Source organism: Pseudomonas sp. NPDC007930 (genome assembly GCF_042958985.1).
In the GTDB taxonomy this organism is placed as follows: domain Bacteria; phylum Pseudomonadota; class Gammaproteobacteria; order Pseudomonadales; family Pseudomonadaceae; genus Aquipseudomonas.
This window is the reverse complement of record NZ_JBIBKC010000005.1, coordinates 25,797-51,285: the sequence shown is the minus strand read 5'-3', so window position 1 is coordinate 51,285 and position 25,489 is coordinate 25,797. Positions and strand designations below refer to the sequence as shown.

The 25,489-nt window shown below is 66.8% G+C and carries 26 protein-coding genes; 18 read left to right on the top strand and 8 right to left on the bottom strand.

The window, feature by feature from the left end; all coding sequences use genetic code 11:
* Positions 1-6 precede the first annotated feature (6 nt).
* The 3 genes from pheA to gyrA all read right to left on the bottom strand — a co-directional run bounded on the left by pheA (position 7) and on the right by gyrA (position 4,931).
* Positions 7-1,101 (bottom strand): prephenate dehydratase, encoded by a 1,095-nt coding sequence (gene pheA / locus ACFZCE_RS12850; RefSeq protein ID WP_390939440.1) that lies wholly within the window; start codon positions 1,099-1,101, stop codon positions 7-9.
* Positions 1,101-2,183 (bottom strand): 3-phosphoserine/phosphohydroxythreonine transaminase, encoded by a 1,083-nt coding sequence (serC, locus tag ACFZCE_RS12845; protein ID WP_390939438.1) that lies wholly within the window; start codon positions 2,181-2,183, stop codon positions 1,101-1,103. The genes pheA and serC overlap by 1 nt, the downstream gene beginning before the upstream one ends.
* 87 nt (positions 2,184-2,270) lie before the next feature.
* Entirely contained in the window at positions 2,271-4,931 is a 2,661-nt protein-coding gene (gene gyrA / locus ACFZCE_RS12840) for a DNA gyrase subunit A (RefSeq protein ID WP_390939436.1), read from the bottom strand.
* A gap of 321 nt (positions 4,932-5,252) precedes the next feature.
* Here gyrA and ACFZCE_RS12835 point away from each other — a divergent pair, with 321 nt between their 5' ends.
* Positions 5,253-6,818, top strand: a complete 1,566-nt coding sequence (locus ACFZCE_RS12835) for a methyl-accepting chemotaxis protein (protein WP_390939434.1) — start codon at positions 5,253-5,255, stop codon at positions 6,816-6,818.
* A gap of 231 nt (positions 6,819-7,049) precedes the next feature.
* Here the strand turns inward: ACFZCE_RS12835 and ACFZCE_RS12830 are convergent, their stop codons facing one another.
* The gene (locus ACFZCE_RS12830) at positions 7,050-7,709 is read right to left on the bottom strand and encodes an alpha/beta family hydrolase (protein WP_390939432.1); all 660 of its coding nucleotides are present in this window, start codon (positions 7,707-7,709) and stop codon (positions 7,050-7,052) included.
* 262 nt (positions 7,710-7,971) lie between these two features.
* Here ACFZCE_RS12830 and ccoN point away from each other — a divergent pair, with 262 nt between their 5' ends.
* Genes ccoN through ACFZCE_RS12785 form a run of 9 tightly spaced genes read left to right on the top strand, consistent with a single transcriptional unit; the run spans position 7,972 to position 16,321 of the window.
* Positions 7,972-9,417 carry a cytochrome-c oxidase, cbb3-type subunit I gene (ccoN, locus tag ACFZCE_RS12825; RefSeq protein WP_390939430.1) on the top strand — a complete coding sequence of 482 codons (1,446 nt, stop codon included), beginning with the start codon at positions 7,972-7,974 and terminating at the stop codon, positions 9,415-9,417.
* Complete coding sequence (ccoO, locus tag ACFZCE_RS12820; protein ID WP_390939428.1) at positions 9,414-10,025, top strand: cytochrome-c oxidase, cbb3-type subunit II; 612 nt, start codon at positions 9,414-9,416, stop codon at positions 10,023-10,025. The genes ccoN and ccoO overlap by 4 nt, the downstream gene beginning before the upstream one ends.
* Before the next feature lie 4 nt (positions 10,026-10,029).
* On the top strand, positions 10,030-10,185 hold the full coding sequence (locus tag ACFZCE_RS12815; RefSeq protein WP_390939426.1) for a CcoQ/FixQ family Cbb3-type cytochrome c oxidase assembly chaperone: 156 nt from the start codon (positions 10,030-10,032) through the stop codon (positions 10,183-10,185).
* Positions 10,182-11,150 (top strand): cytochrome-c oxidase, cbb3-type subunit III, encoded by a 969-nt coding sequence (ccoP, locus tag ACFZCE_RS12810; RefSeq protein WP_390939424.1) that lies wholly within the window; start codon positions 10,182-10,184, stop codon positions 11,148-11,150. Before ACFZCE_RS12815 ends, ccoP begins: the two co-directional genes overlap by 4 nt.
* Positions 11,128-12,516: a cytochrome c oxidase accessory protein CcoG gene (gene ccoG / locus ACFZCE_RS12805; protein WP_390939422.1), complete on the top strand. Its 1,389-nt coding sequence runs from the start codon at positions 11,128-11,130 to the stop codon at positions 12,514-12,516. The genes ccoP and ccoG overlap by 23 nt, the downstream gene beginning before the upstream one ends.
* Entirely contained in the window at positions 12,513-13,034 is a 522-nt protein-coding gene (locus ACFZCE_RS12800; protein WP_390939420.1) for a FixH family protein, read from the top strand. Before ccoG ends, ACFZCE_RS12800 begins: the two co-directional genes overlap by 4 nt.
* Positions 13,031-15,466 (top strand): heavy metal translocating P-type ATPase metal-binding domain-containing protein, encoded by a 2,436-nt coding sequence (locus tag ACFZCE_RS12795; protein WP_390939418.1) that lies wholly within the window; start codon positions 13,031-13,033, stop codon positions 15,464-15,466. The genes ACFZCE_RS12800 and ACFZCE_RS12795 overlap by 4 nt, the downstream gene beginning before the upstream one ends.
* Positions 15,445-15,639 carry a cbb3-type cytochrome oxidase assembly protein CcoS gene (ccoS, locus tag ACFZCE_RS12790; protein ID WP_390939416.1) on the top strand — a complete coding sequence of 65 codons (195 nt, stop codon included), beginning with the start codon at positions 15,445-15,447 and terminating at the stop codon, positions 15,637-15,639. The genes ACFZCE_RS12795 and ccoS overlap by 22 nt, the downstream gene beginning before the upstream one ends.
* Positions 15,629-16,321 carry a sulfite exporter TauE/SafE family protein gene (locus tag ACFZCE_RS12785; RefSeq protein WP_390939966.1) on the top strand — a complete coding sequence of 231 codons (693 nt, stop codon included), beginning with the start codon at positions 15,629-15,631 and terminating at the stop codon, positions 16,319-16,321. Before ccoS ends, ACFZCE_RS12785 begins: the two co-directional genes overlap by 11 nt.
* 4 nt (positions 16,322-16,325) lie before the next feature.
* On the opposite strand, the gene ACFZCE_RS12780 is transcribed toward ACFZCE_RS12785, so the two are convergent.
* Both ACFZCE_RS12780 and ACFZCE_RS12775 read right to left on the bottom strand, forming a co-directional pair.
* Positions 16,326-16,658, bottom strand: coding sequence for a toxin-antitoxin system HicB family antitoxin (locus ACFZCE_RS12780; protein WP_390939414.1), 333 nt, complete (start codon positions 16,656-16,658; stop codon positions 16,326-16,328).
* Positions 16,655-16,909, bottom strand: a complete 255-nt coding sequence (locus ACFZCE_RS12775) for a type II toxin-antitoxin system HicA family toxin (RefSeq protein ID WP_390939412.1) — start codon at positions 16,907-16,909, stop codon at positions 16,655-16,657. Before ACFZCE_RS12775 ends, ACFZCE_RS12780 begins: the two co-directional genes overlap by 4 nt.
* A 151-nt stretch (positions 16,910-17,060) precedes the next feature.
* Here ACFZCE_RS12775 and hemN point away from each other — a divergent pair, with 151 nt between their 5' ends.
* The 3 genes from hemN to ACFZCE_RS12760 all read left to right on the top strand — a co-directional run bounded on the left by hemN (position 17,061) and on the right by ACFZCE_RS12760 (position 19,849).
* A complete protein-coding gene (gene hemN, locus ACFZCE_RS12770; RefSeq protein WP_390939410.1) occupies positions 17,061-18,446 on the top strand; it encodes an oxygen-independent coproporphyrinogen III oxidase in 1,386 nt (461 codons plus the stop codon).
* A gap of 77 nt (positions 18,447-18,523) precedes the next feature.
* Positions 18,524-19,255 (top strand): fumarate/nitrate reduction transcriptional regulator Fnr, encoded by a 732-nt coding sequence (fnr, locus tag ACFZCE_RS12765; RefSeq protein WP_390939408.1) that lies wholly within the window; start codon positions 18,524-18,526, stop codon positions 19,253-19,255.
* Between the two features lie 45 nt (positions 19,256-19,300).
* Positions 19,301-19,849, top strand: coding sequence for an adenine phosphoribosyltransferase (locus ACFZCE_RS12760; RefSeq protein ID WP_390939406.1), 549 nt, complete (start codon positions 19,301-19,303; stop codon positions 19,847-19,849).
* A gap of 123 nt (positions 19,850-19,972) precedes the next feature.
* Here ACFZCE_RS12760 and prmB read toward each other — a convergent pair whose 3' ends face one another.
* Complete coding sequence (prmB, locus tag ACFZCE_RS12755) at positions 19,973-20,887, bottom strand: 50S ribosomal protein L3 N(5)-glutamine methyltransferase (RefSeq protein ID WP_390939404.1); 915 nt, start codon at positions 20,885-20,887, stop codon at positions 19,973-19,975.
* A gap of 113 nt (positions 20,888-21,000) precedes the next feature.
* Here prmB and ACFZCE_RS12750 point away from each other — a divergent pair, with 113 nt between their 5' ends.
* From ACFZCE_RS12750 to folE, 4 genes are all read left to right on the top strand, one after another.
* Complete coding sequence (locus ACFZCE_RS12750) at positions 21,001-21,591, top strand: isochorismatase family protein (RefSeq protein ID WP_390939402.1); 591 nt, start codon at positions 21,001-21,003, stop codon at positions 21,589-21,591.
* Between the two features lie 112 nt (positions 21,592-21,703).
* Positions 21,704-22,027 (top strand): hypothetical protein, encoded by a 324-nt coding sequence (locus ACFZCE_RS12745; RefSeq protein WP_390939400.1) that lies wholly within the window; start codon positions 21,704-21,706, stop codon positions 22,025-22,027.
* 35 nt (positions 22,028-22,062) lie between these two features.
* On the top strand, positions 22,063-22,620 hold the full coding sequence (locus tag ACFZCE_RS12740; RefSeq protein ID WP_390939398.1) for a Smr/MutS family protein: 558 nt from the start codon (positions 22,063-22,065) through the stop codon (positions 22,618-22,620).
* A 68-nt stretch (positions 22,621-22,688) separates the two neighbouring features.
* Positions 22,689-23,234 carry a GTP cyclohydrolase I FolE gene (gene folE, locus ACFZCE_RS12735; RefSeq protein WP_390939396.1) on the top strand — a complete coding sequence of 182 codons (546 nt, stop codon included), beginning with the start codon at positions 22,689-22,691 and terminating at the stop codon, positions 23,232-23,234.
* Positions 23,235-23,348: 114 nt separating this feature from the next.
* Here folE and ACFZCE_RS12730 read toward each other — a convergent pair whose 3' ends face one another.
* Positions 23,349-23,957: a glutathione S-transferase N-terminal domain-containing protein gene (locus ACFZCE_RS12730; RefSeq protein ID WP_390939394.1), complete on the bottom strand. Its 609-nt coding sequence runs from the start codon at positions 23,955-23,957 to the stop codon at positions 23,349-23,351.
* Between the two features lie 141 nt (positions 23,958-24,098).
* On the opposite strand from ACFZCE_RS12730, the gene ACFZCE_RS12725 reads away from it, so the two are divergent.
* Positions 24,099-25,283 (top strand): benzoate/H(+) symporter BenE family transporter, encoded by a 1,185-nt coding sequence (locus ACFZCE_RS12725; protein ID WP_390939392.1) that lies wholly within the window; start codon positions 24,099-24,101, stop codon positions 25,281-25,283.
* Positions 25,284-25,489: the final 206 nt, after the last annotated feature.

Below are 25,489 nucleotides of genomic sequence, written 5' to 3'. Positions count from 1 at the left end.
CCCGCTTCAGAGCACAGCCTTGGGGTAAGACCCCAAGACCTTCAGCGCCACCGCGTCCTGGTTGATGCGCTCGAGCACCGCCTTGATCAGCGGGTCACGCAGGTGGCCGACGAAGTCGATGAAGAACACGTACGTCCACTTGCCGCTGCGCGAGGGGCGGGTTTCGATGCGGGTCAGGTCGATGTTGTTCTCATGGAACGGCATCAGCAGGTCATGCAGGGCGCCGGGCTTGTTGCGCATCGAGACGATGATCGAGGTTTTGTCGTCGCCGGTGGGCGGGACTTCCTGGTTGCCGATGATCAAAAAGCGCGTGGAGTTGTCTGGGCGGTCTTCGATTTTCTCGGCCAGGCGGGTCAGCCCGTAGAGGCTGGCGGCCATGTCGCCGGCGATCGCCGCGCTGTTCCACTCGCCCTTGACCCGCTTGGCGGCCTCGGCGTTGCTCGAGACCGCCACCCGCTCAACGTTCGGGTAGTGCGCGTCGAGCCATTTGCGGCACTGGGCCAGGCTCTGGGCATGGGAGTAGATGCGGGTGATCGAGTCGGTCTTGGTGCTCTCGCCGATCAGCAGGTGGTGGTGGATGCGCAGCTCCACCTCGCCGCAGATCACCATGTCGTGCTCGAGGAAGCTGTCGAGGGTGTGGTTCACCGCGCCCTCGGTGGAGTTTTCCACCGGGACCACGCCGAAATTCACCGCGCCCGCGACCACCTCGCGGAACACCTCGTCGATGGCCGCCATCGGCTGGCTGATCACCGCGTTGCCGAAGTGCTTGACCGCCGCGGCCTGGGTGAAGGTGCCTTCCGGGCCCAGGTAAGCCACCTTGAGGGGGTTTTCCAGGGCCAGGCACGACGACATGATCTCGCGGAACAGCCGCGCCATTTCTTCGTTGGGCAGCGGGCCGCGGTTGCGCTCCATCACCCGCTTGAGCACCTGGGCTTCGCGCTCGGGCCGGTAGAACACCGGCACTTCGCCCACTGGCAGGGCGGCGGTCTTGACCCGCGCCACTTCTTCGGCGCAGCGCGCGCGCTCGCTGATCAGTTCGAGGATTTTTTCGTCGAGGCTGTCGATGCGCAGCCGCAGTGCCTTCAGCTCCTGCTCAGCCATTAGCCATGCTCCTTCTCGAATTCGGCCATGTAGCCCACCAGGGCTTCGATCGCGTCCAGGCCCAGGGCGTTGTAGATCGAGGCGCGCATGCCGCCCACGCTGCGGTGGCCCTTGAGGTTGAGCAGGCCGCGGGCGTCGGCGCCGGCCAGGAAGGCCTTGTCGAGTTTTTCGTCGGCCAGGCGGAACGGCACGTTCATCCACGAGCGCGCCGCCGGGGCGATCGGGTTGTGGTAGAAGCTGCTGGCGTCGATGAAGCCGTAGAGGCGGTCTTTTTTCGCGCGGTTGCGCGCTTCCATCGCGGCCACCCCGCCCTGCTCCTTGAGCCACTCGAACACCAGGCCGGCCAGGTACCAGGAATAGCTGGCCGGGGTGTTGTACATCGAGCCGTTTTCAGCGGCCACGGTGTAGTTGAGCATGGTCGGGCACACCGCGCGGGCCTTGCCGAGGAGGTCTTCGCGGATGATCACCAGCACCAGCCCGCTGGGGCCGATGTTCTTCTGCGCGCCGGCGTAGATCATGCCGAACTGGCTCACGTCCAATGGCCGCGAGAGGATGTCGGAGGACATATCGACCACCAGCGGCGCGTTGGCCTTCGGCACCCAGTCGAATTCCAGGCCGCCGATGGTTTCGTTGCTGGCGTAGTGCAGGTAGGCCGCGCCCGGGGTGAGCTTCCACTCGGCCTCGGCGGGGATGGCCAGGTAATCGTGGGCCTTACCACTGGCGGCGACGTTCACGTTGCCGTAGCGGCGCGCTTCGTCGATGGCCTTGCGCGACCAGATGCCGGTGTCGACGTAGTCGGCGGTGCCGCCTTCGGGCAACAGGTTCAGCGGGATTTCGGCGAACTGCTGGCTGGCGCCGCCCTGCAGGAACAGCACTTTATAGTGGGAGGGGATGGACAACAGGTCGCGCACGTCCTGCTCGGCCTTTTCGGCGATGGCGGTGTAGTCATCGCTGCGGTGGCTCATTTCCATGACGGACAAGCCCTTGCCACGCCAGTCGAGCATTTCTGCCTGGGCGCGCTTGAGAACGGCTTCAGGAAGCGCGGCAGGGCCCGCGCAGAAGTTAAAGGCTCGGTTGCTCACATCCACTCTCGCTCTAGAAGTACGGGTACTGGGTACAAATTCATACACAAAAACACGACGCCCCGCGTTGCGGGGCGCCGGTTGATTTTAGGCCGGAGTGTCGCCGTCGTCAGGCGCCTGTTCGCCCTCGGCGTCGTCGCCCAGCGCATCGGCGGCGTCGGCCAGTTCGCCCTCGCCCGCTTCCAGCGCCCGCGCCTCGGCCTCGAGCAGCTCTTCTTCCGAAGGCTCCTGCACACGCTCCAGGCCCACCAGCTTCTCGTCGCTGGCCAGCTTGATCAGCGTCACGCCCTGGGTGTTACGGCCCAGGCTGGACACTTCACCCACGCGGGTACGCACCAGCGTGCCCTGGTCGGAGATGAGCATGATCTCCTCGCCTTCGAGCACCTGCACGGCGCCGACCAGGCGGCCGTTACGCTCGTTGCTGACCATGGCGATCACGCCCTGGCCGCCACGGTTGTACTGCGGGAACTCGGCGATCGCGGTGCGCTTGCCGTAGCCGCGCTCGGAGGCGGTGAGGATCTGGCTGCCTTCTTCCGGGATGATCATGGAGATCAGCTTCTGCCCTTCGGCCAGGCGCATGCCGCGCACGCCGCGGGCGGTACGGCCCATCGGGCGCACGTCGGTTTCGTTGAAGCGGGTGACCTTGCCACCGTCGGAGAACAGCATCACTTCACGGGCGCCGTCGGTGATCGAGGCGCTGATCAGCACATCGCCTTCGTCGAGCTCGAGGGCGATCAGGCCCACGCTGCGCTGGCGGCTGAATTGCTCGAGCGGGGTTTTTTTCACGGTACCGTTGGCGGTGGCCATGAAGATGAAGTGGCCTTCGGTGTACTCCTCCACCGGCAACATGGTGGTGATGTACTCGCCCTCGCCCAGCGGCAGCAGGTTGACCAGCGGCCGGCCGCGCGCGGCGCGCGAGGCTTCGGGGATTTCGTAGGTTTTCAGCCAGTACACCTTGCCCTTGCTGGAGAACAGCAACAGGGTGGTGTGGCTGTTGGCCACCAACAGGTGCGAAATGTAGTCTTCGTCTTTCACGCCAGTGGCCGACTTGCCACGGCCACCGCGGCGCTGGGCCTGGTAGGCGGCCAGCGGTTGGGTCTTGGCGTAGCCGCCGTGGGAGATGGTCACCACGCGGTCTTCTTCGGGAATCATGTCGCCCAGGGTCAGGTCAAGGCGCGCGTCGATGATCTCGGTGCGGCGCACGTCGCCGTATTCGGCGCGGATCGCTTCGAGTTCTTCGCGGATCACTTCCATCAACCGCTCGGCGCTGCCGAGGATGCGGATCAGTTCGCCGATCTGGTTGAGGATTTCCTGGTACTCGGCCAGCAGTTTTTCGTGCTCGAGGCCGGTGAGGCGGTGCAGGCGCAGGTCGAGGATGGCCTGGGCCTGTTCCGGCGACAGGAAGTACTTGCCGTCGCGCATGCCGTACTGCGGGTCGAGGGTTTCCGGGCGGCAGGCGTCGGCGCCGGCGCGCTCGACCATCACCTGCACCGCGGAGGACTCCCACGGCATGGTGATGAGCGCTTCTTTCGCTTCGGACGGCGTTGGCGACGCCTTGATCAGGGCGATCACCGGGTCGATGTTCGACAGGGCGACGGCCTGGCCTTCGAGGATGTGCCCGCGCTCACGCGCCTTGCGCAGTTCGAACACGGTACGCCGGGTGACCACTTCGCGGCGGTGGCGCACGAAGGCTTCGAGCAGGTCCTTGAGGTTCAGCAGGCGTGGGCGGCCGTCGATCAGCGCCACGATGTTGATACCGAACACGCTCTGCAGCTGGGTTTGCGCGTAGAGGTTGTTGAGGATCACCTCCGGCACTTCGCCACGGCGCAGCTCGATGACCACGCGCATGCCGTCTTTGTCGGACTCATCGCGCAGCTCGGTGATGCCTTCGAGCTTCTTCTCCTTGACCAGCTCGGCGATTTTCTCGATCAGCCGGGCCTTGTTGAGCTGGTACGGCAGCTCGGTGATGACGATCTGCTGGCGGCCGCCCTTGTCGATGTCTTCGACCATCGAGCGGGCGCGCATGTAGATGCGGCCACGGCCGGTGCGGTAGGCCTCGATGATGCCCTGGCGGCCGTTGATCAGGCCGGCGGTGGGGAAGTCGGGGCCGGGAATGTGCTGCATCAGCTCGTCGATGCTGATGTCGGCGTTGTCGATCAGCGCCAGGCAGCCGTCGATCACCTCGCCCAGGTTGTGCGGCGGGATGTTGGTGGCCATGCCCACGGCGATGCCGCTGGAGCCGTTGACCAGCAGGTTCGGCACCTTGGTCGGCAGTACCGCGGGGATTTGCTCGGTGCCGTCGTAGTTGGGCACCCAGTCGACGGTTTCCTTGTGCAGGTCGGCGAGCAGCTCGTGGGCGAGCTTGGTCATGCGCACTTCGGTGTATCGCATCGCCGCGGCGTTGTCGCCGTCGACCGAACCGAAGTTGCCCTGGCCGTCGACCAGCAGGTAACGCAGGGAGAACGGCTGGGCCATGCGCACGATGGTGTCGTACACCGCGGTGTCGCCGTGCGGGTGGTATTTACCGATCACGTCACCGACCACACGGGCCGATTTCTTGTAGGGTTTGTTCCAGTCGTTGCCCAGTTCGCTCATCGCGTAGAGCACCCGGCGGTGCACGGGCTTCAAGCCGTCGCGGGCATCGGGCAGTGCCCGGCCGACGATCACGCTCATCGCATAGTCAAGGTAGGACTGCCGCAGCTCGTCTTCGATATTGACCGGCAGGATTTCTTTGGCCAGTTCGCCCATGAGAAGCCTGATTCCTTTTTCTGGTGAAACCGGCAAGGTTTCGTCTCGAATAGCGCGAGCGAGGCCCGTTGCCAACGGCCCCACTGTAAACCGCCGGATCTTACCACAGCGCCCGCCAAGGGCCTACACCCAATCCCCCTTGGTTGCCTATTGACTTTGCCACCAAGGCCGTTGTGGGGCCGCTGAAGGGCCCAGGCGGCAAAACCGCCGGGCAAACCGCCACCGGTTGCGCGGCGCCCCGTGATAACCGCGCCAGCGTTATTACAGTTTCGAGGCAGCCGGCCGATAGCCTCGCATAAGCCTCATACAAGCGAACCCGCCATGCGCAACAACCAGCCCGTCACCGATCGCGAACGCACCTTCCCCGCCCAGCAACGGTTGATCTCCACCACCGACCACCGCGGCGTGATCAGCTACTGCAACGCGGCCTTCATCGACATCAGCGGCTACGCTGAGAGCGAGCTGATTGGCGCGCCACACAACACCGTGCGCCACCCCGACGTACCCGCCGCGGTGTTCGAGCACATGTGGCACACCCTTAAACGCGGCGCGCCGTGGATGGGCGTGGTGAAGAACCGCTGCAAGAACGGCGACCACTACTGGGTCAATGCCTACGTGACGCCGATCTTCGAAGGCGAGCGGGTGGTGGGCTACGAATCGGTGCGGGTCAAGCCCACCCCCGAGCAGGTGGCGCGGGCCAAGGCGCTGTACGCGCGGCTGAACGCCGGCAAGGCGGCGGTGCCGGCGCGGGACCAATGGCTGCCGGTACTGCTCGACTGGCTGCCGTTCATCGTGGTCAGCCAACTGGCGTTCTTGATCGGCTATTACCTGGGCAGCGGCTGGGGCTTCGCCCTGGCGGCGCTGTGCTCGGTGCCACTGGGCCTGCTCGGGCTGAGCTGGCAGCGGCGCGGCATGAAGCGCCTGTTGCAACTGGCCGAACAAAGCACCAGCGACCCGCTGATCGCGCAGATGTACACCGACAGCCGCGGCGCCCAGGGCCGCCTGGAACTGGCCATGCTGAGCCAGCAGGCGCGCCTGCAAACCTGCCTGACGCGCCTGCAGGACAGCGCCGAGCGCCTCACCGACCAAGCCCGGCAGAGCGACCACCTGGCCCACGCCAGCGCCGACGGCCTGGACCGGCAGAAGGCCGAGACCGACCAGGTGGCCACCGCGATCAACCAGATGGCCGCCACCACCCAAGAGGTGGCGCGCCATGTGCAGCGCACCGCCGACGCCACCCAGCAGGCCAACCGCCTGACCCGCGAAGGCCGCGGCATTGCCGGAGAAACCCGCGAAGCGATCCAGCGCCTGTCGCGGGCGGTGGGCGAAACCGGCTTGACCGTCACCCAACTGGCCAAGGACAGCGATGAAATCGGCGGCGTGGTCGACGTGATCAAGGGCATCGCCGACCAGACCAACCTGCTGGCGCTCAACGCCGCCATCGAAGCCGCCCGCGCCGGCGAGATGGGCCGGGGCTTCGCGGTGGTGGCCGACGAGGTGCGCCAACTGGCCCAGCGCACGGCCGAGTCCACCGGGCAGATTCACGGGTTGATCGCGCGCTTGCAGCAAACCGCCAACGACGCCGTGCAGACCATGGACAACGGCCGCCGCCAGGCCGAAGAAGGCGTGGCCCGCGTGCAGCAGGCCGACGAGGCGCTGGTGGGCATCAGCGAAGCGGTGGCCAACATCACCGAAATGACCACGCAAATTGCCGCCGCCACCGAAGAGCAAAGCGCGGTGGCCGATGAGGTGAGCCGCAACGTGGCGACCATCGCCAGCCTGGCCGATGAAACCACCGGGCAGGCGCAGCGCTCGGCGTTGCTCAGCGAGGAGCTGGCCGGCACCGCCAACAGCCAGTATTCGCTGGTGGAGCGGTTCAACCGCTAAGGGCCTCTCGCCCGGCACAGCCGTAATGCTGTTCACTTAAGCCATTTCGCGGCTTTAAGGAGGGGAGCAATCTGTGAGCTCTGCTGATTTCGTGCATGAGCTTCAGGGCCCATCGCCCGGCACAGCCGGCCTCCCACCAGATTTGTGTAAGTGCTTGATTTACGCGGCAACACAGAACTGGTGGGAGGCCGTGGTCCGGCACTCCGGCTGTGCCGGGCGAAGGGCCCTCAACTACAAAAACGCCGCAATCCGATCCGCCGCCGTCAGCAGGTGGTCTTCATGGCTGAAGCCCGAGCTCTTCAAGGGCTTCAAGTCATGGTCCGCCGCCGGCAACCAGTACACCTCGATCTCGCCAGACAACCCATACCCCTCCACCGTCGCCCGATTGCCCAGCGCATCGCGCTCGCCCTGGATGATCAAGCTGCGCGTGCGCAACTCGGCCAAGTGCGCGACGCGCGGTTTTTCCGGCTTGCCAGCGGCGTAGAACGGGTAGCCCAGGCACACCAGCGCATCGGCGCCCAGCTCGTCGGCGAGCAGGCTGGCCATGCGCCCGCCCATCGATTTGCCGCCGATGGCGAGGGTACCGCTGACCTGGGTGCGCACCAGCGCATACACCTCGCGCCACTTCTCCAGCAGCCGCGCCTGGGGGTTGGGCGGGCGCTTGCCGCCATCGAGGCGGCGCTGGGCCATGTAGTCGAACTCGAAGCGCAACACCTCCACCCCCAACTGCGCGAGCTGGCGGGCCATGCTGTTCATGAACGGGCTGTCCATCGGTGCGCCGGCACCGTGGGCCAATATCAGGCAACTGCGTGCTTCACCCGCCGGCTGGCCAGGCGGGCTGTCCCACAGCCAGCCGTTCTCGCGTACCCGTTCAAGCCACTGCTCGGCCATGCTCACACCCCACGTAAAAGCCGGCACTGTGCACGCCGTGGCGGTACCGGGCCAGTTTTTTTTGTATCAATTGTTGACCGCTCGATCAGGAAATTCTACAGTTCAGCCACGTGCCTCGGGTACTTCAACCACCACGGCCCTTCATAACAACCCAGCCGGGACCCAACCCCTGCCCGCAGTGGCCCTACGCCGCGTTGCGCCGCCGGGGTGCTTTACCCATACTGCTGCCCGTTTCCAGTCCCCTCGCCGTGGAACCCGTGCCATGCCTTCACCCCGTAGCCCCGTGGCCTACAACTACACCGTGGTGCGCCAGTTCGCCGTGATGACGGTGGCCTGGGGCATCCTCGGGATGGCCGTGGGGGTGTTCATCGCCGCCCAACTGGTGTGGCCGCAACTGAACTTCGACCTCGGCTGGACCAGCTTCGGCCGCCTGCGCCCGCTGCACACCAACCTGGTGATCTTCGCTTTCGGTGGCTGCGCGCTGTTCGGCACTTCGCTGTACGTGGTGCAGCGCACCTGCCAGGCGCGGTTGATTTCCGACCGCCTGGCCGCGTTCGTGTTCTGGGGCTGGCAGGCGGTGCTGGTGTCGGCGCTGGTCAGCCTGCCGCTGGGCTACACCACCAGCAAGGAATACGCCGAGCTCGAGTGGCCTATCGCACTCTTGCTGGCGGTGGTGTGGGTGGCCTACGCCTGGCTGTTCTTCGGCACCATCGCCCGGCGCAAAACGCGCCACATCTACGTGGGCAACTGGTTCTATGGCGCGTTCATCGTGGTCATGCTGATCCTCCACGTGGTCAACCACCTGTCGCTGCCGGCCGGGTTGTTCAAGTCGTATTCGGCCTACGCCGGCGCCACCGACGCGATGATCCAGTGGTGGTACGGGCACAACGCGGTGGGGTTTTTCCTCACCACCGGCTTTTTGGGGATGATGTACTACTTCGTGCCCAAGCAGGCCGAGCGGCCGATCTACTCCTACCGGCTGTCTATCGTGCACTTCTGGGCGCTGATCACCCTTTACATCTGGGCCGGCCCTCACCACCTGCACTACACCGCCCTGCCCGACTGGGCGCAGAGCCTGGGCATGGTGATGTCGATCATCCTCTTGGTACCGAGCTGGGGTGGCATGATCAACGGCATGATGACCCTCTCCGGCGCCTGGCATAAGCTGCGCACAGACCCGATCCTGCGCTTTCTGGTGGTGGCCCTGGCGTTCTACGGCATGAGCACCTTCGAAGGCCCGATGATGGCCATCAAAACCGTGAATGCGCTGTCGCACTACACCGACTGGACCATCGGCCATGTGCACTCCGGGGCGCTGGGCTGGGTGGCGATGATCACCCTCGGCAGTACCTACCACATGCTGCCGCGGGTGTTCGGCCGCGCGCAGATGCACAGCATGCGAGCGATCAACCTGCACTTCTGGCTGGCCACCGTGGGCACTGTGTTGTACATCACCGCGATGTGGGTCAATGGCCTCATCCAGGGCCTGATGTGGCGAGCGGTGAACGACGACGGCACGCTGATGTACTCGTTCGTCGAGGCGGTGCAGGCCAGCCATGCCGGCTACGCAGTGCGCCTGCTCGGCGGTAGCTGCTTCGCCAGCGGCATGCTGGTGATGGCCTGGAACACCTGGCGCACCGTGCGCGCCGCGGACTTGGCCAGCGCCGAGCAGGCCGCGCGCATCCCCGGCCCGGAGGCACAGGCATGATCAAGCACGAAGCGCTGGAAAAACACCTGGGCCTGCTGGTGCTGGTGATGGTGCTGGCGATCAGCGTGGGCGGGCTGACGCAGATCGTGCCGCTGTTCTTCCAGGACGTGACCACCCAGCCGATCATCGGCATGAAGCCGCGCAGCGCGCTCGAGCTCGAAGGCCGCGACGTGTACATCGCCAATGGCTGCGTGGGTTGCCACTCGCAGATGATCCGCCCGCTGCGCGCCGAAACCGAACGCTACGGGCACTACTCGGTGGCCGGCGAAAGCGTTTGGGACCACCCCTTCCTGTGGGGCTCCAAGCGTACCGGGCCAGACCTCGCCCGGGTCGGGGGGCGCTATTCGAACGACTGGCACCGGGTGCACCTGCGTGACCCGCGGGCGCTGGTGCCGGAATCGGTGATGCCGGCCTATGGTTTTCTCGAACACACCCTGATCGACGACACCCAGACCGCCTACAAACTGCAAGTGCAGCGCGAGCTGGGCGTGCCCTACACCGACGCCGACATCGCCGGCGCCGCGGCGGCGGTCAGGGGCAAGACCGAAATGGACGCGCTGATCGCCTACCTGCAAGGCCTCGGCACCCTGATCAAGAGCAAACGGTGAACCCATGGACATCGGCACCTTGCGCGGTATCGGCACCCTGATCGTGTTCCTGGCGTTCATCGGCTTGTTCGCCTGGGCCTACAGCGGCAAGCGCAAGGCCAGCTTCGGTGAAGCGGCGCGCCTGCCGTTCGCCGACGACGACCCGGAGCCACGCCCATGAGCGGCTTCTGGAGCGTGTACGTCACCCTGCTCACCCTCGGCACCCTGGTGGCCATGGCCTGGCTGCTGTGGGCCACCCGCCGCGGCCAACCACAGAACAAGCCCGAGCACACCCTCGGCCACCGCTGGGACGGCATCGAGGAGTACGACGCGCCGCTGCCGCGCTGGTGGCTGTGGTTGTTCGTCGCCACCTTGCTGTTCGCCCTGGGCTACCTGGCGCTGTACCCCGGGCTGGGCAACTGGCGGGGGCTGCTGCCGGGGTATGACTACCTCGACGCCAGCAAACGCCTCGAGTTCGCCAACGGCAAGCAGGGCTGGAGCTCGGTGCACGAGTGGGAACGCGAAGAGGCCCAGGCCCAGCAGCAATACGGCCCGCTGCTGGCACGCTTCGCCGCCACCCCCATCGAACAACTGGCCAAAGACCGCCAGGCCATGCAGATGGGCGAGCGCCTGTTCGCCTCCAACTGCGCGCTGTGCCATGGCCTCGACGCCCGCGGCGCGTTCGGCTTCCCCAACCTCACCGACCAGGATTGGCGCTGGGGCGGCAGCCCGGAGCAGATCAAAACCAGCATCCTCAAGGGCCGCATGGGCGTGATGCCGCCCTGGGGCCAGGTGCTCGGCGCCCAGGGCGTGATCGATGTGACCGCCTACGTGCTGCAACTGGGCCAGCGCCCGCTGCCCGACGGGGTGCGGGCCAACCTCGAGAACGGCCAGGCGCAATTCGGCCAAACCTGCGCGCTATGCCACGGCCCCACCGGCCAGGGCAACCCGTTGATGGGCGCGCCCAGCCTGGTTCACCCCGGTGCGTTCATCTACGGTTCGAGCTTCGCGCAGATCAGCGAATCGATCACCAAGGGCCGCCAGGGGCAAATGCCGGCGCAACAACTGCTGCAAGGCGATGAGCGCGTGCACGTGCTGGCCGCCTACGTGTGGAACCTCGCCCATGGCGACGCCACCCAGCCCTGAGCGCATCCCGGCCGTTGAGCCGGCGCCGCTGTACGCGGCGCGGCGCAAAGTGCAGCCGCGTGCCGCGCCGGGGCGCTTTCGGCGCCTGCGCATGGGGGTGGGTGGCGTGCTGCTGGGGCTGTTCTTCGGCCTGCCCTGGCTCAACCTGAACGGCCGCCAGGCCGTGTGGTTCGACCTGCCGCAGCGGCAGTTTCACGTGCTGGGCAGCACCTTCTGGCCGCAGGATTTCATCCTCCTGGCCGGGCTGCTGATCATCGCCGCCTTTGGCCTGTTCTTCGCCACCGTGTACGCCGGCCGCCTGTGGTGTGGCTACGCCTGCCCGCAAAGCGTATGGACCTGGCTGTTCCTCTGGTGCGAGAAGCTCACCGAAGGCGAGCGCCGCCAGCGCCTGCGCCTCGACGCCGCGGCCTGGTCGGCGGCCAAGCTGCTGCGGCGGCTGGCCAAGCACGGGTTGTGGCTGGCGCTGGCGCTGGCCACCGGGCTGGCGTTCGTGGGCTACTTCAGCCCGATGCGCGCGCTGCCCGCTGAACTGCTGGCCGGCCAAGCCGCCGGCTGGGCGTACTTCTGGGTGGCGCTGGTGGCGGCCGGCACCTACCTCAACGCCGGCTGGCTGCGCGAGCAGGTGTGCGTGCACATGTGCCCCTACGCGCGCTTTCAAAGCGTGATGCTCGACCGCGACACCCTGAGCGTGGCCTACAACCCCGGCCGTGGCGAGCCCCGCGGCCCGCGCAAGCCTGGCAGCGACGCGGCGGCGCAAGGGCTGGGCGCGTGCATCGACTGCACCCTGTGCGTGCAGGTGTGCCCTACCGGCATCGACATCCGCGACGGCCTGCAAGTGGCCTGCATCAGCTGCGCCGCCTGCATCGATGCCTGCGACGCGGTAATGGTGAAGATGAACGATGCGAAAGGGCTGATCAGCTACACCAGCGAACGCGCCCTGGCCGGAGAAAAACCCTCTACACTGCGCCCCCGCCTGCTCGGCTACGGCGCCATGCTGGTGGCCATGCTGCTGGCCCTGGGCATGGCGCTGGTGCTGCGCGCGCCGCTGGTGCTGGAGGTGGCCAAAGACCGCCTGCTCTACCGTGAAAACGCCGAAGGCCGCCTGGAAAACGTGTACCGTTTAACCGCCATGAACAAAACCGACCGCGCCCACACCTACCAGCTCAGCGCCAGCGGCCTGCCGGGCCTGCGCCTGCAGGGCAACACCCGCCTCGAGGTGCCCGCGCGTGGCCAGGCCAGCGTGGTGGTGGCGCTGTCGCTGGCCCCGCAGCAGTGGCCCGGCAGCACCGCCACGGTGCGCTTCATGCTCAGCGGCGAAGGGGTTGAAGCCAGCGCCGCCAGCCGCTTTACCGGGCCCGGCCAATGAACAGCGGCGCCTGGTACCGGCACCGCTGGCCGTGGCTGATTTTCGGCTTGATGGCCGCCTGCATCGGCACCACTGTGCTGATGGTGATGATCTCGTTGCAGCGGCCCGATGGCCTGGTCAACGACCACTACTACGCCGCCGGGCTGGGCATCGACCGCAGCCTGGAACGCGAACAACGCGCCCGCGCCCTGGGCCAGCAGGCGGTGCTCACGCTCGACGCCCTGACCGGCCAGGTCGACCTGCAACTGCGCGGCAACAGCCAGCCCACCGAGCTGGCGCTGAACCTGCTCTCCCCCACCCAGCCCGAGCGCGACGCGCACCTGGTGCTGCACTTCAGCGGCCAGCCCGGGCACTACCTGGGGCACCTGGAAGCCGCCGTCAGCGGCCGGCGCTTTATCGAACTGCTGGGCGAGCAACACGGCCAGCCCTGGCGGCTGTTCGAAGAAGAATGGCTGCGCCCGGGCCAGCCCGCGCGGTTGGGCGATGAGCCGCTGCCCGGCGAGCTGAAGGCGCCATGATCAACTGCTACCACTGCCAGTTGCCGGTGCCCTACCCGGGGCGCTACCTCGCCCAGGCCCAGGGCGAGGCCCGCGAGTGCTGCTGCCCCGGTTGCCAGGCGGTGACCGAGGCGATCAGCAGCGCCGGCCTGGGGCAGTTCTATCACTACCGCGAAGGCGCCTCGGCCAACCCCCGCGAGCTGCCCGGCGGCGCCGCCGAGGCGCTGGCGTTGTTCGACCGGCCCGAGGTGCAGGCCAGCTTTGTGCGCACCGACGGTGAACACAGCGAGGCCAGCTTGCGGGTGCGGGGCATTACCTGCGCGGCCTGCGCCTGGTTGATCGAACAGCGCCTGGGGCAACTGCCCGGCGCGCCCGAGGCCAGCCTTAACCTGGCCACCCACCGGCTCAGCCTGCGCTGGGCCCCGGCGCAGGCGCCCCTCAGCACCCTGGTCGGCGCGCTGCAGGCGCTGGGCTACCGCGCCGAGCCCTGGCAGGCCAGCGCCGCCAGCCAGGCACTGAGCGATGAAAACCGCGGCGCCCTGCGCCGGCTCGGGGTGGCCGGGCTGCTGTGGTTCCAGGTGATGATGGCGACCATGGCCACCTGGCCGGAATTCAACCTCGACCTCACCCCCGCGCTGCAGCGCATCCTCGGCTGGGTGGCGTTCCTGCTCACCACGCCGATCGTGTTCTACAGTTGCGGGCCCTTGTTCAAGGCGGCCTGGCGGACGTTGCGCGCGCGCCACCTGAGCATGGACGTACCGGCCGCGCTGGCGATCGGCCTGGCCTATGGCGCGGGCATATACACCGCCAGCAGCGGCCATGGCGAGCTGTACTTCGACACGGTGGGCATGTTTGCGTTGTTTCTGCTCGGCGGCCGCTACCTCGAGCGCCGCGCCCGCGAGCGCATGCTGGTGGGCAGCCAAGGCCTGGCGCGGATGCTGCCGGCCTCGGCGTTGCGCTGCGTCGCCGGCGGCGAAGACCAACGGGTGCTGCTCAGCGAACTGCGCCCCGGTGACCAGGTGCGCGTGCCCAGTGGCGCCCAGGTGCCGGCCGATGGGGTGATCAGCCACGGTGAGGCGCTGCTAGACGAAGCCCTGCTCACCGGTGAATCCCACCCGCGGCCGCGCGGGCCCGGCGAGCCGGTCAGCGCCGGCACCCTCAACGTGGGCGCGGCGCTGTGCCTGGAGGTGCGCGCCACCGGCAGCGCCACGCGGCTGTCGGCGATCCAGCGCTTGCTTGACCACGCCCAGGCGCACAAACCGCCGCTGGCGCGCTGGGCCGACCGCGCCGCGCAAGTGTTTCTCGCCGTGAGCCTGGTGCTGGCGGCGCTGTTCGGCGCGGTGTGGTGCTGGCTGGACGCCAGCCAGGCGTTCTGGGTGGTGCTGGCGCTGTTGGTTGCCACCTGCCCGTGCGCGCTATCGCTGGCCATCCCCACCGCGCTCACCGCCGCCACCGCCAGCCTCCAGCGCATGGGCCTGCTGGTGCTGCGCGGGCATGTGCTCGAAGGGTTGAACCGCATCGACACGCTGGTGCTGGATAAAACCGGCACCCTCAGCGAAGGCCGCCCCGCCTTGCAGCAGGTGCTGCCGCTGGGCGAGCTCAGCGCCGCCGAAGCGCTGGACCTCGCCAGCGCCCTGCAGGTAGGCATCGACCACCCCCTGGCGCGAGCCTTTGGGCCGTCGCCGCTGTTGGCCGAGGGCGTGCGCCACAGCCCCGGCCAGGGCCTTGAAGGCCAGGTCGGCGGCCAGCGCCTGCGCTTGGGCACGCCGGCGTACGCCAGCGCCCTGGCCGGGCACGCGGCACCGCGGTTGCCGTCCGATCAAGGGCAATGGCTGCTGCTGGCGGATAGCGAAGGCCCACTTGCCTGGCTGGCCCTGCACGACCGCCTACGGCCGCAGGCGCACACCCTGGTGGCCTTCGCCCGCGCACGCGGCTGGCGGGTGCTGGTGCTCTCCGGCGACACCTCGCCGGCGCTGGGCGAAATCGCCCAGGCGCTCGGCGTGGAGGCCCGCGGCGGCCTCAGCCCCGAAGCCAAGCTGCAGGCGTTGGCCCAGCTACGCAGCGAGGGCCGGCGCACCCTGGTGCTGGGCGACGGCGCCAACGACGCACCGATGCTCGCCGCGGCGGACCTTGGCATCGCCATGGGCGCCGGCACTGACCTGTCAAAAGCCCGCAGCGACGCGGTGCTGCTGAACAACGACCTCGCCAGCCTGCCGCAAGCCTTCGCCCTGGCCGCGCGCGGGCGGCGTATCGTGCTGCAAAACCTGGCCTGGGCCGCCGCCTACAACGCCCTGGTGCTGCCCTTCGCCGCACTCGACCTGATCACCCCCGCCTGGGCCGCGCTGGGCATGGCCAGCAGCTCGCTACTGGTGCTGCTCAACGCCCTGCGCCTGGCCCGCGCGCCGCGCGCCACGCCCTCGGAGGTGCCCGCATGGCAGCCCTCTACTGGCTGATCCCCGCCGCCGTGCTGATTGTGGGCATGGCGCTGTGGCTGTTTTTCTGGGCGGTCGGCAGCGGCCAGTACGACGACCTCGACAGCCCCGCCCGGCGCATTCTCTTCGACGACGACGACCCGGCCCACCACGCCGCCGCCAAACCCGCCGAGCGCCGCCATGATGAGCCCTGACTGGCTGCCGGCCCTGGCCAGTGCCTGGCTGCTCGGCCTGCTCGGCGGCGGCCACTGCCTGGGCATGTGCGGCGGCCTGATGGGCGCCCTAAGCCTGGCCGGGCCGGCCGACGCCACGCGCCGCTGGCCGCGGCTGCTGGGCTATAACCTTGGGCGCATCCTCAGCTATGCGCTGGCCGGCCTGCTGTTCGGCAGCCTCGGCCTGGCCGTGGCCCATACCCCCGCGCTGAACGTGCTGCGCACCCTCGCCGCGCTGCTGCTGATTGCCATGGGCCTGTACCTGGCCGGCTGGTGGCACGGCCTGACCCGCATCGAAGCGCTAGGCCGCGGCCTCTGGCGCCGCCTGCAACCGCTCAGCCGGCCCCTGCTGCCGGTGCGCACCACGGGCCAGGCGCTGCTACTGGGCGCCCTCTGGGGCTGGCTGCCGTGCGGGCTGGTGTACAGCGCCCTGCTATGGAGCGCCGCCCAGGGCGACGCGCTGAAAAGCGCGGCGCTGATGCTCGCCTTCGGCCTGGGCACCTGGCCGCTGATGCTCGCCACCGGCGCCGCCAGCCAAGGCCTGCTGGCGCTGCTGCGCCGGCGCCGGGTGCGGGTCGCGGCGGGGCTGCTGGTGTTGGGGTTTGGGCTGTGGAGTCTGCCGGGGGCGCATCAGCATGTGTTGATGGGGGGGATGGGGCATTGAGGTGTCAGGCGTAGGCTTCACGGCTGAGTAGGTCTGCTACCCACTGGTTGATGCTCTTGCCCGACACTTGGGCCTTCACCGCCACCGAGGCATGCAGCTCGGGTTTCAAACGCAGGCTCAGCTTGCCCGAATAGGGCTTTTGCGGCGCGCGCCCCAGCTTCGCGCAGGTGTCTAGGTAATCCTCCACAGCCTCGGCAAAGGCCGCCCTCAATTCACTCACCGACTCACCGTGGAACCCCACTACATCGTGGATGCCGGCAATATGGCCGACGAAGAGCCCGTCTTCATCGCTATAGTCGATTCGGGCTGTATAGCCCCTATGGCTCATGGTGCTCATGGTTTCACTCCTGCTTGCTCAAGGAAGGTACGAGCATCGCGTACCTGATAGGGCTTGGCTTCCTTGTCTGGATGAGGGCGGTGAAAAGTAGCGACTACATCATCCAGCACAAAGCGAACGCGAGAGCCGTTACCTTCAACGATGGTGGCACCCAAGGCGACAAATAATGCCTCAATACGTACCCACTCCAACGATTTGGGCACTGGCCTGGCAAAAAGATCCTTGAGCGTACTTCGGTGCTTATTATTCATAGTATCAAATTTTGCTACCACATCTAGTTTATTGCAACCCTGCAACCCCACCCTGCCACTCGAACTCCATTGACCCAGGTCAATCCCGCCCCACCCCCACTGGGTAAACTCCCACCCAAGCCCCACCCCCTTCCTCCCCCGGTACACCCCCATGTACGACGCCTTACGCTGGGACCCCCACCTGATCCGCCGCTACGATCAGGCCGGGCCGCGCTACACCTCCTACCCCACCGCCCTGCAGTTCGAGCCGGGGGTGAGCGCGTTCGACCTGCTGCACGCCCTGCGCGACAGCCGCCGGGCGTTGCGGCCGTTGTCGCTGTACGTGCACCTGCCGTTCTGCGCGCACATTTGCTACTACTGCGCGTGCAACAAGGTGATCACCAAGGACCGCAGCCGCGCCGCGCCCTACCTGCAGCGGCTGATCCAGGAAATCCAGCTGGTGGCCTGCCACCTCGACCGCCGCCAGGTGGTCGAGCAACTGCACCTGGGTGGCGGCACGCCGACCTTTCTCAACCACAGCGAACTGCGCCAACTGATGGCCGCACTGCGCGAGCACTTCACCCTGCTCGGCGACGACTCGGGTGACTACAGCATCGAGATCGACCCGCGCGAGGCTGACTGGTCGAGCGTGGGGCTGCTGCGCGAACTGGGCTTCAACCGCATCAGCCTCGGCGTGCAAGACCTCGACCCGCAGGTGCAGCGGGCGGTGAACCGCTTGCAGACGCTGGACGAAACCGTGGCGATCATCGAGGCGGCGCGCACCCTGCAGTACCGTTCGATCAACATCGACCTGATCTACGGCCTGCCGCGGCAAACCGCCGAGAGCTTCGCCCGCACCCTGGAAGAGGTGATCGCACTGCAGCCCGACCGCCTCTCGGTGTTCAACTACGCGCACCTGCCGGACCGCTTCCCGCCGCAGCGGCGCATTGCCGCGGCAGAGCTGCCCTCGCCGGCGCAGAAGCTGGATATTTTGCAAAGCACCGTCGAGCGCCTGACCCGCGCCGGCTACCGCTACATCGGCATGGACCACTTCGCCCTGCCCCATGACGAGTTGGCCATCGCCCAGGAGGAGTTCACCCTGCAGCGCAACTTCCAGGGCTACACCACCCACGGCCACTGCGACCTGCTTGGCCTGGGGGTGTCGGCGATCAGCCAGGTGGGTGATCTGCTGTGCCAGAACGACAGCGACCTGGCCCGCTACCAGGACAGCCTTGCCAACCTGCAACTGGCCACCCGCCGGGGCTATGCCTGCCACGACGACGACCGCCTGCGGCGGGCGGTGATCCAGCAGATCATCTGCCACTTCCAGCTGGATTTCGGGCCGATCGAGCGGGCCTGGAACATAGATTTTCACGCCTACTTCGCCAGCGCCTGGCCTACCCTTGAACGCATGGCCGCCGACGGCCTGCTGCAGCTCACCCCCACCAGCCTGCGCGTGTTGCCGGCCGGGCGCCTGCTGGTGCGGGCAGTGTGCATGCAGTTCGATGCCTACCTGGGTGGCCAGCACGAACAGCCGCGGTACTCGAAGGTGATCTGATCCTAAAGCCGATGGCCGCGGGTTCGTCCTTCGGTTAACCTTTGAAACAGTGTGTGAATTCCTCAAGGAAACTAGAAATGTCCGAGCCCCTCAAGCGCACCCAGCACCAGGCGCACTGCAAGGACTGCAGCCTGGCCCCGTTGTGCCTGCCGCTGTCGCTCAACCTCGAAGACATGGACGCCCTCGACGACATCGTCAAGCGTGGCCGCCCGATGAAAAAGGGCGAGTTCCTGTTCCGCCAGGGTGACCGCTTCGGCTCGGTCTACGCGGTGCGCTCTGGCGCGCTGAAAACCTTTAGCCTGAGCGACGGCGGCCAGGAGCAGATCACCGGCTTCCACCTGCCCAGCGAACTGGTGGGGCTGTCGGGGATGGACACCGAAAGCTACCCGGTGTCGGCCCAGGCCCAGGAAACCACCTCGGTGTGCGAGATCCCCTTCGAGCGCCTCGACGAACTGGCCGTGCAACTGCCACAGCTGCGCCGCCAGTTGATGCGGGTGATGAGCCGGGAAATCCGCGACGACCAACAAATGATGCTGCTGCTGTCGAAAAAAACCGCCGACGAGCGCATCGCCACCTTTTTGGTCAACCTGTCGGCGCGCTTCCGCGCCCGCGGGTTTTCGGCCAACCAGTTTCGTTTGAGCATGTCGCGCAATGAAATCGGCAACTACCTGGGGCTGGCGGTGGAAACCGTGTCGCGGGTGTTCACCCGCTTTCAGCAAAGCGGGCTGATCGAGGCCGAGGGCAAGGAAGTGCGCATTCTCGACCCGATCGAGCTGTGCGCACTGGCCGGCGGCGCGATGCAAAGCTGATTAGCCGTTATAATTTCGGGCCAAACCCAAGCCCGAGACGTGCTGATGCCTTTCGATGAAGCCAGTTGCAAAGCCCTGATCCGCCCGGTTGTGGACTTCCCCAAGCCGGGCGTGGTGTTTCGCGACATTACCCCGCTGTTCCAGTCGCCCAAGGCCATGCGCACGGTGGTCGATGCGTTCGTTGAGCGCTACCTCGAAAGCCCGGTGACCCACATCGGTGCCATGGACGCCCGTGGCTTCCTGATTGGCGCGGTGGTCGCCCATGAGCTGAACAAGCCGCTGATCCTGTTCCGCAAGCAGGGCAAGCTGCCCGCCGATGTGCTCAGCGAGGGCTATCAGACCGAGTACGGCGAGGCCTTTCTGGAGGTGCACAACGACAGCCTGTGCGAGGGCGATTCGCTGGTGCTGTTCGATGACCTGATCGCCACCGGCGGCACGCTGATCGCCGCCACCAACCTGGCCCGGCGCATGGGTGCCCATGTGCAAGAGGCGGCGGCGATCATCGACCTGCCCGAATTGGGCGGCGCCGACCGCTTGCGCCAATTGGGGGTGCCAGTGCTGTGCCTGACGGCGTTTGGCTTGAGTGAGCGCTGAGGCGCCCATCGCCCGGCACAGCCGGCCTCCCACGGGTTCTGCGTTACCCCGTAAATCAAATACTTACACAAATCTGGTGGGAGGCTGTGGTCCGGCACTCCGGCTGTGCCGGGCGAAGGGCCCTCAGCCCCCCACCACCTGCTTGAACAGCCCCTGGTGCTGCCGGCACTGCTCCGCCGACAGCATGAACACCCCATGCCCGCCCTGCTCGAAATCGAGCCAGAAGAAGTCTACCTCCGGGTACAGCGCCTCGACGTGCACCTGGCTGTTGCCCACCTCGACGATCAACAAGCCCTTCTCGCTGAGGTGGTCCGCCGCCTCGGCGAGCATGCGCCGTACCAGGTCGAGGCCGTCGTCGCCGCAGGCCAGGCCCATGGCCGGCTCGTGGTGGTACTCGGCGGGCATGTCGGCGAAGTCTTCGGCGTCGACATAGGGCGGGTTCGACACGATCAGGTCGAAGCGCTGCCCCGGCAGGCCTTCGAAGCCATCGCCCTGCACGGTGTACACGCGTTCTTCAAGCTCGAAGCGCTCGATGTTGCGGTTGGCCACTTCCAGCGCGTCGAAGGAGAGGTCGGCCAGCACCACCTCGGCGTTGTCGAAGGCCTCGGCGCACGCAATGCCGATGCAGCCGGAGCCGGTGCAAAGGTCGAGAATGCGCGCCGGCGGCGCCGCCAGCCAAGGCTCGAAACGGCCCTGGATCAACTCGGCGATCGGCGAGCGCGGCACCAGCACGCGTTCATCGACAATGAACGGCAGCCCGCAGAACCAGGCCTCGCCCAGCAGGTAGGCGGCCGGGATGCGCTCCTTGATGCGCCGCCGCAGCAGGTGCTGCAGGTGGCTGAGTTCGTCGTCTTCCAGGGCGCAGTCGAGGTAGCTGTCGGCGATCTCCCACGGCAAGTGCAGGGCGCCGAGCACCAACTGGCGGGCCTCGTCCCAGGCATTGTCGGTGCCATGGCCGAAATACAGGCCTTCAGCGTTGAAACGGCTGACGGCCCAGCGGATATGGTCGCGCAGGGTGCGCAGGCGGGTATGGATCACGGGCTAGCTCCGGGAAAAACGAGGGGCAAGTCTACCCTTTTCATCAAGGAGATTCACAGGAAGGCCCTGGCAGTGGGACAATAGCCGAAAAGCCCCCTGCCAAGGAGCCCCCGATGTCCGATGTAAAGACGATGTTTCAACTCAGCGGCCGTGGTTACACGCCCTTTACGCTGAGCAATGCCACCCTGCTGATCATTGACGCGCAGAAGGAATACCTCAGCGGCCCTCTGCAACTGTCTGGCATTGACGAAGCCATCGACAATATCGCCCTGCTCCTGGCCGCCGCGCGCAAGGCCAACCGGCCGGTGGTTCACGTCAAGCACCTGGGCACGGTGGGCGGGCTGTTCGACCCCCAGGGCGAACGTGGCCAGTTCATCGAGAAAGCCGCGCCGCTCGAAGGTGAGTACATCATCGAGAAGCGCATGCCCAACGCCTTCAACAACACCGGCCTGCACGATGTACTGCAAGGCCTGGGCGGGGTCGACCTGATCGTCTGCGGCTTCATGACCCACTCCAGCATCAGCACCACCGTGCGCGCCTCCAAAGACTACGGCTACCGTTGCACCCTGGTCGAAGACGCCTGCGCCACCCGTGACCTACCCTACAAGGGTGGCGTGCTCAGCGCCGAGCAGGTCAAGCAGGTCGGCATGGCCACCATGGCCGACAACTTCGCCGCCGTGGCGCAAACCGCCGAAGTGATCTGACCGCTCATCCGTTGCACGGCGCGGCCTGGGTGTTTCGTTGCCCCAGGCTGGAACCCAGCCGGCCCAGGCGGGTCGAAGGGCCGATATCTAACTACGGAAATCGGACAACAGAATGAAGCTATCGGATGACGGTTTCGACGCGCGCCGTCTTCGCCCCAAGGGTTCCAAGCACTGGGGCATGCGCTTTGGCGCGGCCCTGGCCGCCGTACTGGCAACGCTCGGGGTACTGCTGAGCATGGCCGGCGCCGCCAACCTGCTCGGCCACCCACCGGCCCTCGAGGGGCTCGACACCACCACCACCGGTGGCGCCATCCTGTTGGCCGTGGGCCTGGTGGTGCTGTACCTGGGCGTGGCCTTGTGGCGCCGCTGCCGCCGGCGCATGCGCCGCAGCGCCGAGCTGGCGATGGCGCCGGGCTTGATGAAAAAACACGATTAGTTCGCGTAAACTGCCCCTCCCCGGTGGAGGCCCCCATGCAAGACGACGATTTTTCCCTGTTCAAAAGCCAGGTACAGGGCGTTAAGCCGCTGCGGCACGACCGTGCCGAGGTGGGCAAACCCAAGGCCGACCGCGCGCGCATCGATGCCCTGCGCCAGGCGGCCACCGTGCGCCAGAACGAAACCACCGTCGATGGGCTGTCTGACCAGTTCATCATCGACGTGGGCGCCGAAGACGAACTGTACTGGGCCCGCGATGGCGTGCAAGACGGCCAGATGCGCAAGCTCAAGCTAGGCCAGGTGAGCTTCGAGGGCAGCCTCGACCTGCATGGCATGAGCGTGGAAAAAGCCCGCGAAACCCTCTGGGCGTTCTTTGCCGAAGCGGCCAAGTACGAAGTGCGCTGCGTACGCGTGACCCACGGCAAGGCGGCGCGCACCGATGGCAAGCGGCCGATGATCAAGAGCCACGTGAACACCTGGCTGCGCCAGCACCCGCAGGTGCTGGGCTTTACCTCCTGCCTGGCCAAGCACGGTGGCACCGGCGCGCTGTATGTGCTGCTCAAGCGCACCATGCTCGAAGGCCGCGATGAATAGTCACTTGCCCGGGCGCGGGCGCGGCCTTAACCTACGCGCCTGCTTAAAATTTCCCTACAGGTAGATCCATGTCCCTGGAACAGCACTACACCGCGATTCTTGGCCAACTGGGCGAAGACGTTTCCCGCGAAGGCTTGCTCGACACGCCCAAACGCGCCGCCAAGGCCATGCAGTACCTGTGCCGCGGCTACCAGCAAACCCTCGAGGAAGTCACCAACGGCGCGCTGTTCAGCTCCGACAACAGTGAAATGGTCATGGTCAAGAACATCGAGCTGTACTCGATGTGCGAGCACCACATGCTGCCGTTCATTGGCAAGGCCCATGTGGCCTACATTCCGGCGGGCAAGGTATTGGGCCTGTCGAAGGTCGCGCGCATCGTCGACATGTATGCCCGCCGCTTGCAGATCCAGGAAAACCTCAGCCGCGAAATCGCCGAGGCGATCCAGAGCGTGACCGGCGCCCTTGGCGTGGCCGTGGTCATCGAAGCCCAGCACATGTGCATGATGATGCGCGGCGTCGAGAAGCAGAACAGCTCGATGATCACCTCGGTGATGCTCGGCGAGTTCCGCGAGAACGCCGCGACGCGCAGTGAGTTTCTCAGCCTAATCAAATAGGTGGTGGCAAGGGGCAAGTCGCAAGCGGCAAGCGGCAAGCAAAAGCCACAGGCGTTCAGCCTCAAGCCGAAGCACCCGCAACCCGCTCCTAACTTGCCGCTTTCAGCTTGCCCCTTACAACTGCCGCCCCAGCGGCACGTACCCCCGCTGCGCCGCCACCCGCGCCAGCCACGCCCGCACCGCCGGGAACGGCTCCAGGTCGAAGCCGCCTTCGTGGGCCACGTGGGTGTAGGCGTACAGCGCGATGTCCGCGATCGAAAACGCCTCCCCGACCAGGAACGGCGTGACCAGCAACTGCCGCTCCATCACCCGCAGGGCCTTGTAGCCGCCCTTGTGGCAGCGGTGGTATTCGGCCAGGCGCTCGGCGGGCAGGTCCTGGTAGTACTGGATAAACCGCGCCACCGCCACGTACGGCTCGTGGCTGTACTGCTCGAAGAACTGCCACTGCAGCACCTGGGTGCGCAGGCGCGGCTCGCTGGGCAGCAACGCGGTGCCCTCGGCGAGAAAATTGAGAATCGCGTTGGACTCCCACAGGCAATTGCCGTCTTCGAGCTCCAGCACCGGGATCTTGCCGTTGGGGTTCTTGGCCAGGAAGGCGTCGGTCTGGGTGTCACCGGCGAGAATGTCTACCGGCACCCAGCGGTACGGCTGCCCCAGCAGGTGCAGCATCAGCTGGATTTTGTAGCAGTTGCCCGAACGCACATCACCATAGACCGTGTACATCGCATCACCCTCCCGGAGCGGGGCCACCGATAGCGGCGGCCAAGGGAACATATTGCCAAATGTTTACGCCGCAGCGATAGCATCCTGATGCACAGGCGGTTTACCCTTGCGCCCCCTGCTCACCCCGTTAGGACCGCCCCGATGCCCTCCTCCGCCCAGGCGCCACTGCGCCCCCTGGCCGACGCCGCCCCCAGTGCCGTGGTGGCTGGCTTTATCGCCATGCTCACGGCCTACACCAGCTCGCTGGTGCTGATCTTCCAGGCCGGCAAGGCGGCAGGGTTGGCCGACGGGCAGATCAGCTCGTGGATCTGGGCGCTGTCGATCGGCATGGCGGTGTGCAGCATTGGCCTGTCGCTGCGCTACCGGGCGCCGATCACCATTGCCTGGTCGACCCCAGGCGCGGCGCTGTTGATCACCAGCCTGCCGCAGGTGAGCTACCCCGAGGCGATCGGCGCGTTCATCACCTGCTCGGCCCTGGTGGCCCTGTGCGGGCTGACCGGCAGCTTCGAGAAACTCCTCAAGCGCCTGCCCGCCTCGCTGGCGGCGGCCTTGCTGGCGGGTATTCTGTTCCGCATCGGCAGCGAGATTTTCATCGCCGCGCAACATCGGCTGGGGCTGGTGCTGGCGATGTTCCTGGCCTACCTGCTGGTCAAACGCGCCGCGCCGCGCTACGCCGTGCTGGCCGCGCTGCTGGTCGGCAGCGCCGTGGCCGGCGGCCTGGGCTTGCTGAACTTCCAGGGCTTTGCGCTGGAACTGGCCCTGCCGCAGTGGACCACCCCGAGCTTCTCGCTGGGCGCGACCATCAGCATCGGCATCCCGCTGTTCGTGGTGGCGATGGCCTCGCAGAACATGCCCGGGGTGGCCGTGTTGCGGGCCGATGGCTACACCACCGCGGCCAGCCCGCTGGTCAGCGCCACCGGTATCGCCTCGCTGCTGCTGGCGCCGTTTGGCGCCCACGGGATCAACCTGGCGGCTATCAGCGCGGCGATCTGCACCGGCCCCAACGCCCACGAAAACCCGGCCAAGCGCTATGTGGCGGCGCTGGTGTACGGCCTGCTGTGCGCGCTGGCGGGGCTGTTTGGCGCCACCCTGGCCGGGCTGTTCGCAGCGCTGCCGCAAGAGCTGGTGCTGTCGATCGCCGCGCTGGCGCTGTTTGGTTCGATCATCAACGGGCTGACCCTGGCCATGGCGCAGCCGGCCGAGCGCGAAGCGGCGCTGGTGACCTTCATGGTCACTGCCTCGGGGATGACGCTGTTTTCCGTGGGGTCGGCGTTCTGGGGGATTATCGCGGGGTTGCTGACGCTGCTGTTGAGCAAGCGGGGCTAACACACGGCTGCGCCGGATGCTGTTCAGGGATTCATGGAGCGGATCAATCTGTGAGCGCTGCTGCTGCCGTGCTTGAGCTTCAGGGCCCATCGCCCGGCACAGCCGGCCTCCCACGTGTTCTGTGTTGCCCCGTGAATCAAGCACAACATAGACCTAGTGGGAGGCCGGCTGTGCCGGGCGATGGGCCAGCCAGGCCATGCGCTCGG

Excerpts from the sequence above, each read along its gene's own strand:
- ccoG (WP_390939422.1), top strand. The coding sequence starts at position 11,128 with ATGGCGACGCCACCCAGCCCTGAGCGCATCCCGGCCGTTGAGCCGGCG.
- gyrA (WP_390939436.1), bottom strand. The coding sequence starts at position 4,931 with ATGGGCGAACTGGCCAAAGAAATCCTGCCGGTCAATATCGAAGACGAG.
- fnr (WP_390939408.1), top strand. The coding sequence starts at position 18,524 with ATGTCCGAGCCCCTCAAGCGCACCCAGCACCAGGCGCACTGCAAGGAC.
- ccoN (WP_390939430.1), top strand. The coding sequence starts at position 7,972 with ATGCCTTCACCCCGTAGCCCCGTGGCCTACAACTACACCGTGGTGCGC.
- ACFZCE_RS12830 (WP_390939432.1), bottom strand. The coding sequence starts at position 7,709 with ATGGCCGAGCAGTGGCTTGAACGGGTACGCGAGAACGGCTGGCTGTGG.
- ACFZCE_RS12775 (WP_390939412.1), bottom strand. The coding sequence starts at position 16,909 with ATGAATAATAAGCACCGAAGTACGCTCAAGGATCTTTTTGCCAGGCCA.
- ACFZCE_RS12780 (WP_390939414.1), bottom strand. The coding sequence starts at position 16,658 with ATGAGCACCATGAGCCATAGGGGCTATACAGCCCGAATCGACTATAGC.
- ACFZCE_RS12795 (WP_390939418.1), top strand. The coding sequence starts at position 13,031 with ATGATCAACTGCTACCACTGCCAGTTGCCGGTGCCCTACCCGGGGCGC.
- ACFZCE_RS12745 (WP_390939400.1), top strand. The coding sequence starts at position 21,704 with ATGAAGCTATCGGATGACGGTTTCGACGCGCGCCGTCTTCGCCCCAAG.
- ACFZCE_RS12760 (WP_390939406.1), top strand. The coding sequence starts at position 19,301 with ATGCCTTTCGATGAAGCCAGTTGCAAAGCCCTGATCCGCCCGGTTGTG.
- pheA (WP_390939440.1), bottom strand. The coding sequence starts at position 1,101 with ATGGCTGAGCAGGAGCTGAAGGCACTGCGGCTGCGCATCGACAGCCTC.
- ccoP (WP_390939424.1), top strand. The coding sequence starts at position 10,182 with ATGAGCGGCTTCTGGAGCGTGTACGTCACCCTGCTCACCCTCGGCACC.
- ACFZCE_RS12750 (WP_390939402.1), top strand. The coding sequence starts at position 21,001 with ATGTCCGATGTAAAGACGATGTTTCAACTCAGCGGCCGTGGTTACACG.
- ACFZCE_RS12725 (WP_390939392.1), top strand. The coding sequence starts at position 24,099 with ATGCCCTCCTCCGCCCAGGCGCCACTGCGCCCCCTGGCCGACGCCGCC.
- ccoO (WP_390939428.1), top strand. The coding sequence starts at position 9,414 with ATGATCAAGCACGAAGCGCTGGAAAAACACCTGGGCCTGCTGGTGCTG.
- ccoS (WP_390939416.1), top strand. The coding sequence starts at position 15,445 with ATGGCAGCCCTCTACTGGCTGATCCCCGCCGCCGTGCTGATTGTGGGC.
- folE (WP_390939396.1), top strand. The coding sequence starts at position 22,689 with ATGTCCCTGGAACAGCACTACACCGCGATTCTTGGCCAACTGGGCGAA.
- ACFZCE_RS12815 (WP_390939426.1), top strand. The coding sequence starts at position 10,030 with ATGGACATCGGCACCTTGCGCGGTATCGGCACCCTGATCGTGTTCCTG.
- ACFZCE_RS12785 (WP_390939966.1), top strand. The coding sequence starts at position 15,629 with ATGAGCCCTGACTGGCTGCCGGCCCTGGCCAGTGCCTGGCTGCTCGGC.
- ACFZCE_RS12740 (WP_390939398.1), top strand. The coding sequence starts at position 22,063 with ATGCAAGACGACGATTTTTCCCTGTTCAAAAGCCAGGTACAGGGCGTT.
- ACFZCE_RS12730 (WP_390939394.1), bottom strand. The coding sequence starts at position 23,957 with ATGTACACGGTCTATGGTGATGTGCGTTCGGGCAACTGCTACAAAATC.
- ACFZCE_RS12800 (WP_390939420.1), top strand. The coding sequence starts at position 12,513 with ATGAACAGCGGCGCCTGGTACCGGCACCGCTGGCCGTGGCTGATTTTC.
- hemN (WP_390939410.1), top strand. The coding sequence starts at position 17,061 with ATGTACGACGCCTTACGCTGGGACCCCCACCTGATCCGCCGCTACGAT.
- ACFZCE_RS12835 (WP_390939434.1), top strand. The coding sequence starts at position 5,253 with ATGCGCAACAACCAGCCCGTCACCGATCGCGAACGCACCTTCCCCGCC.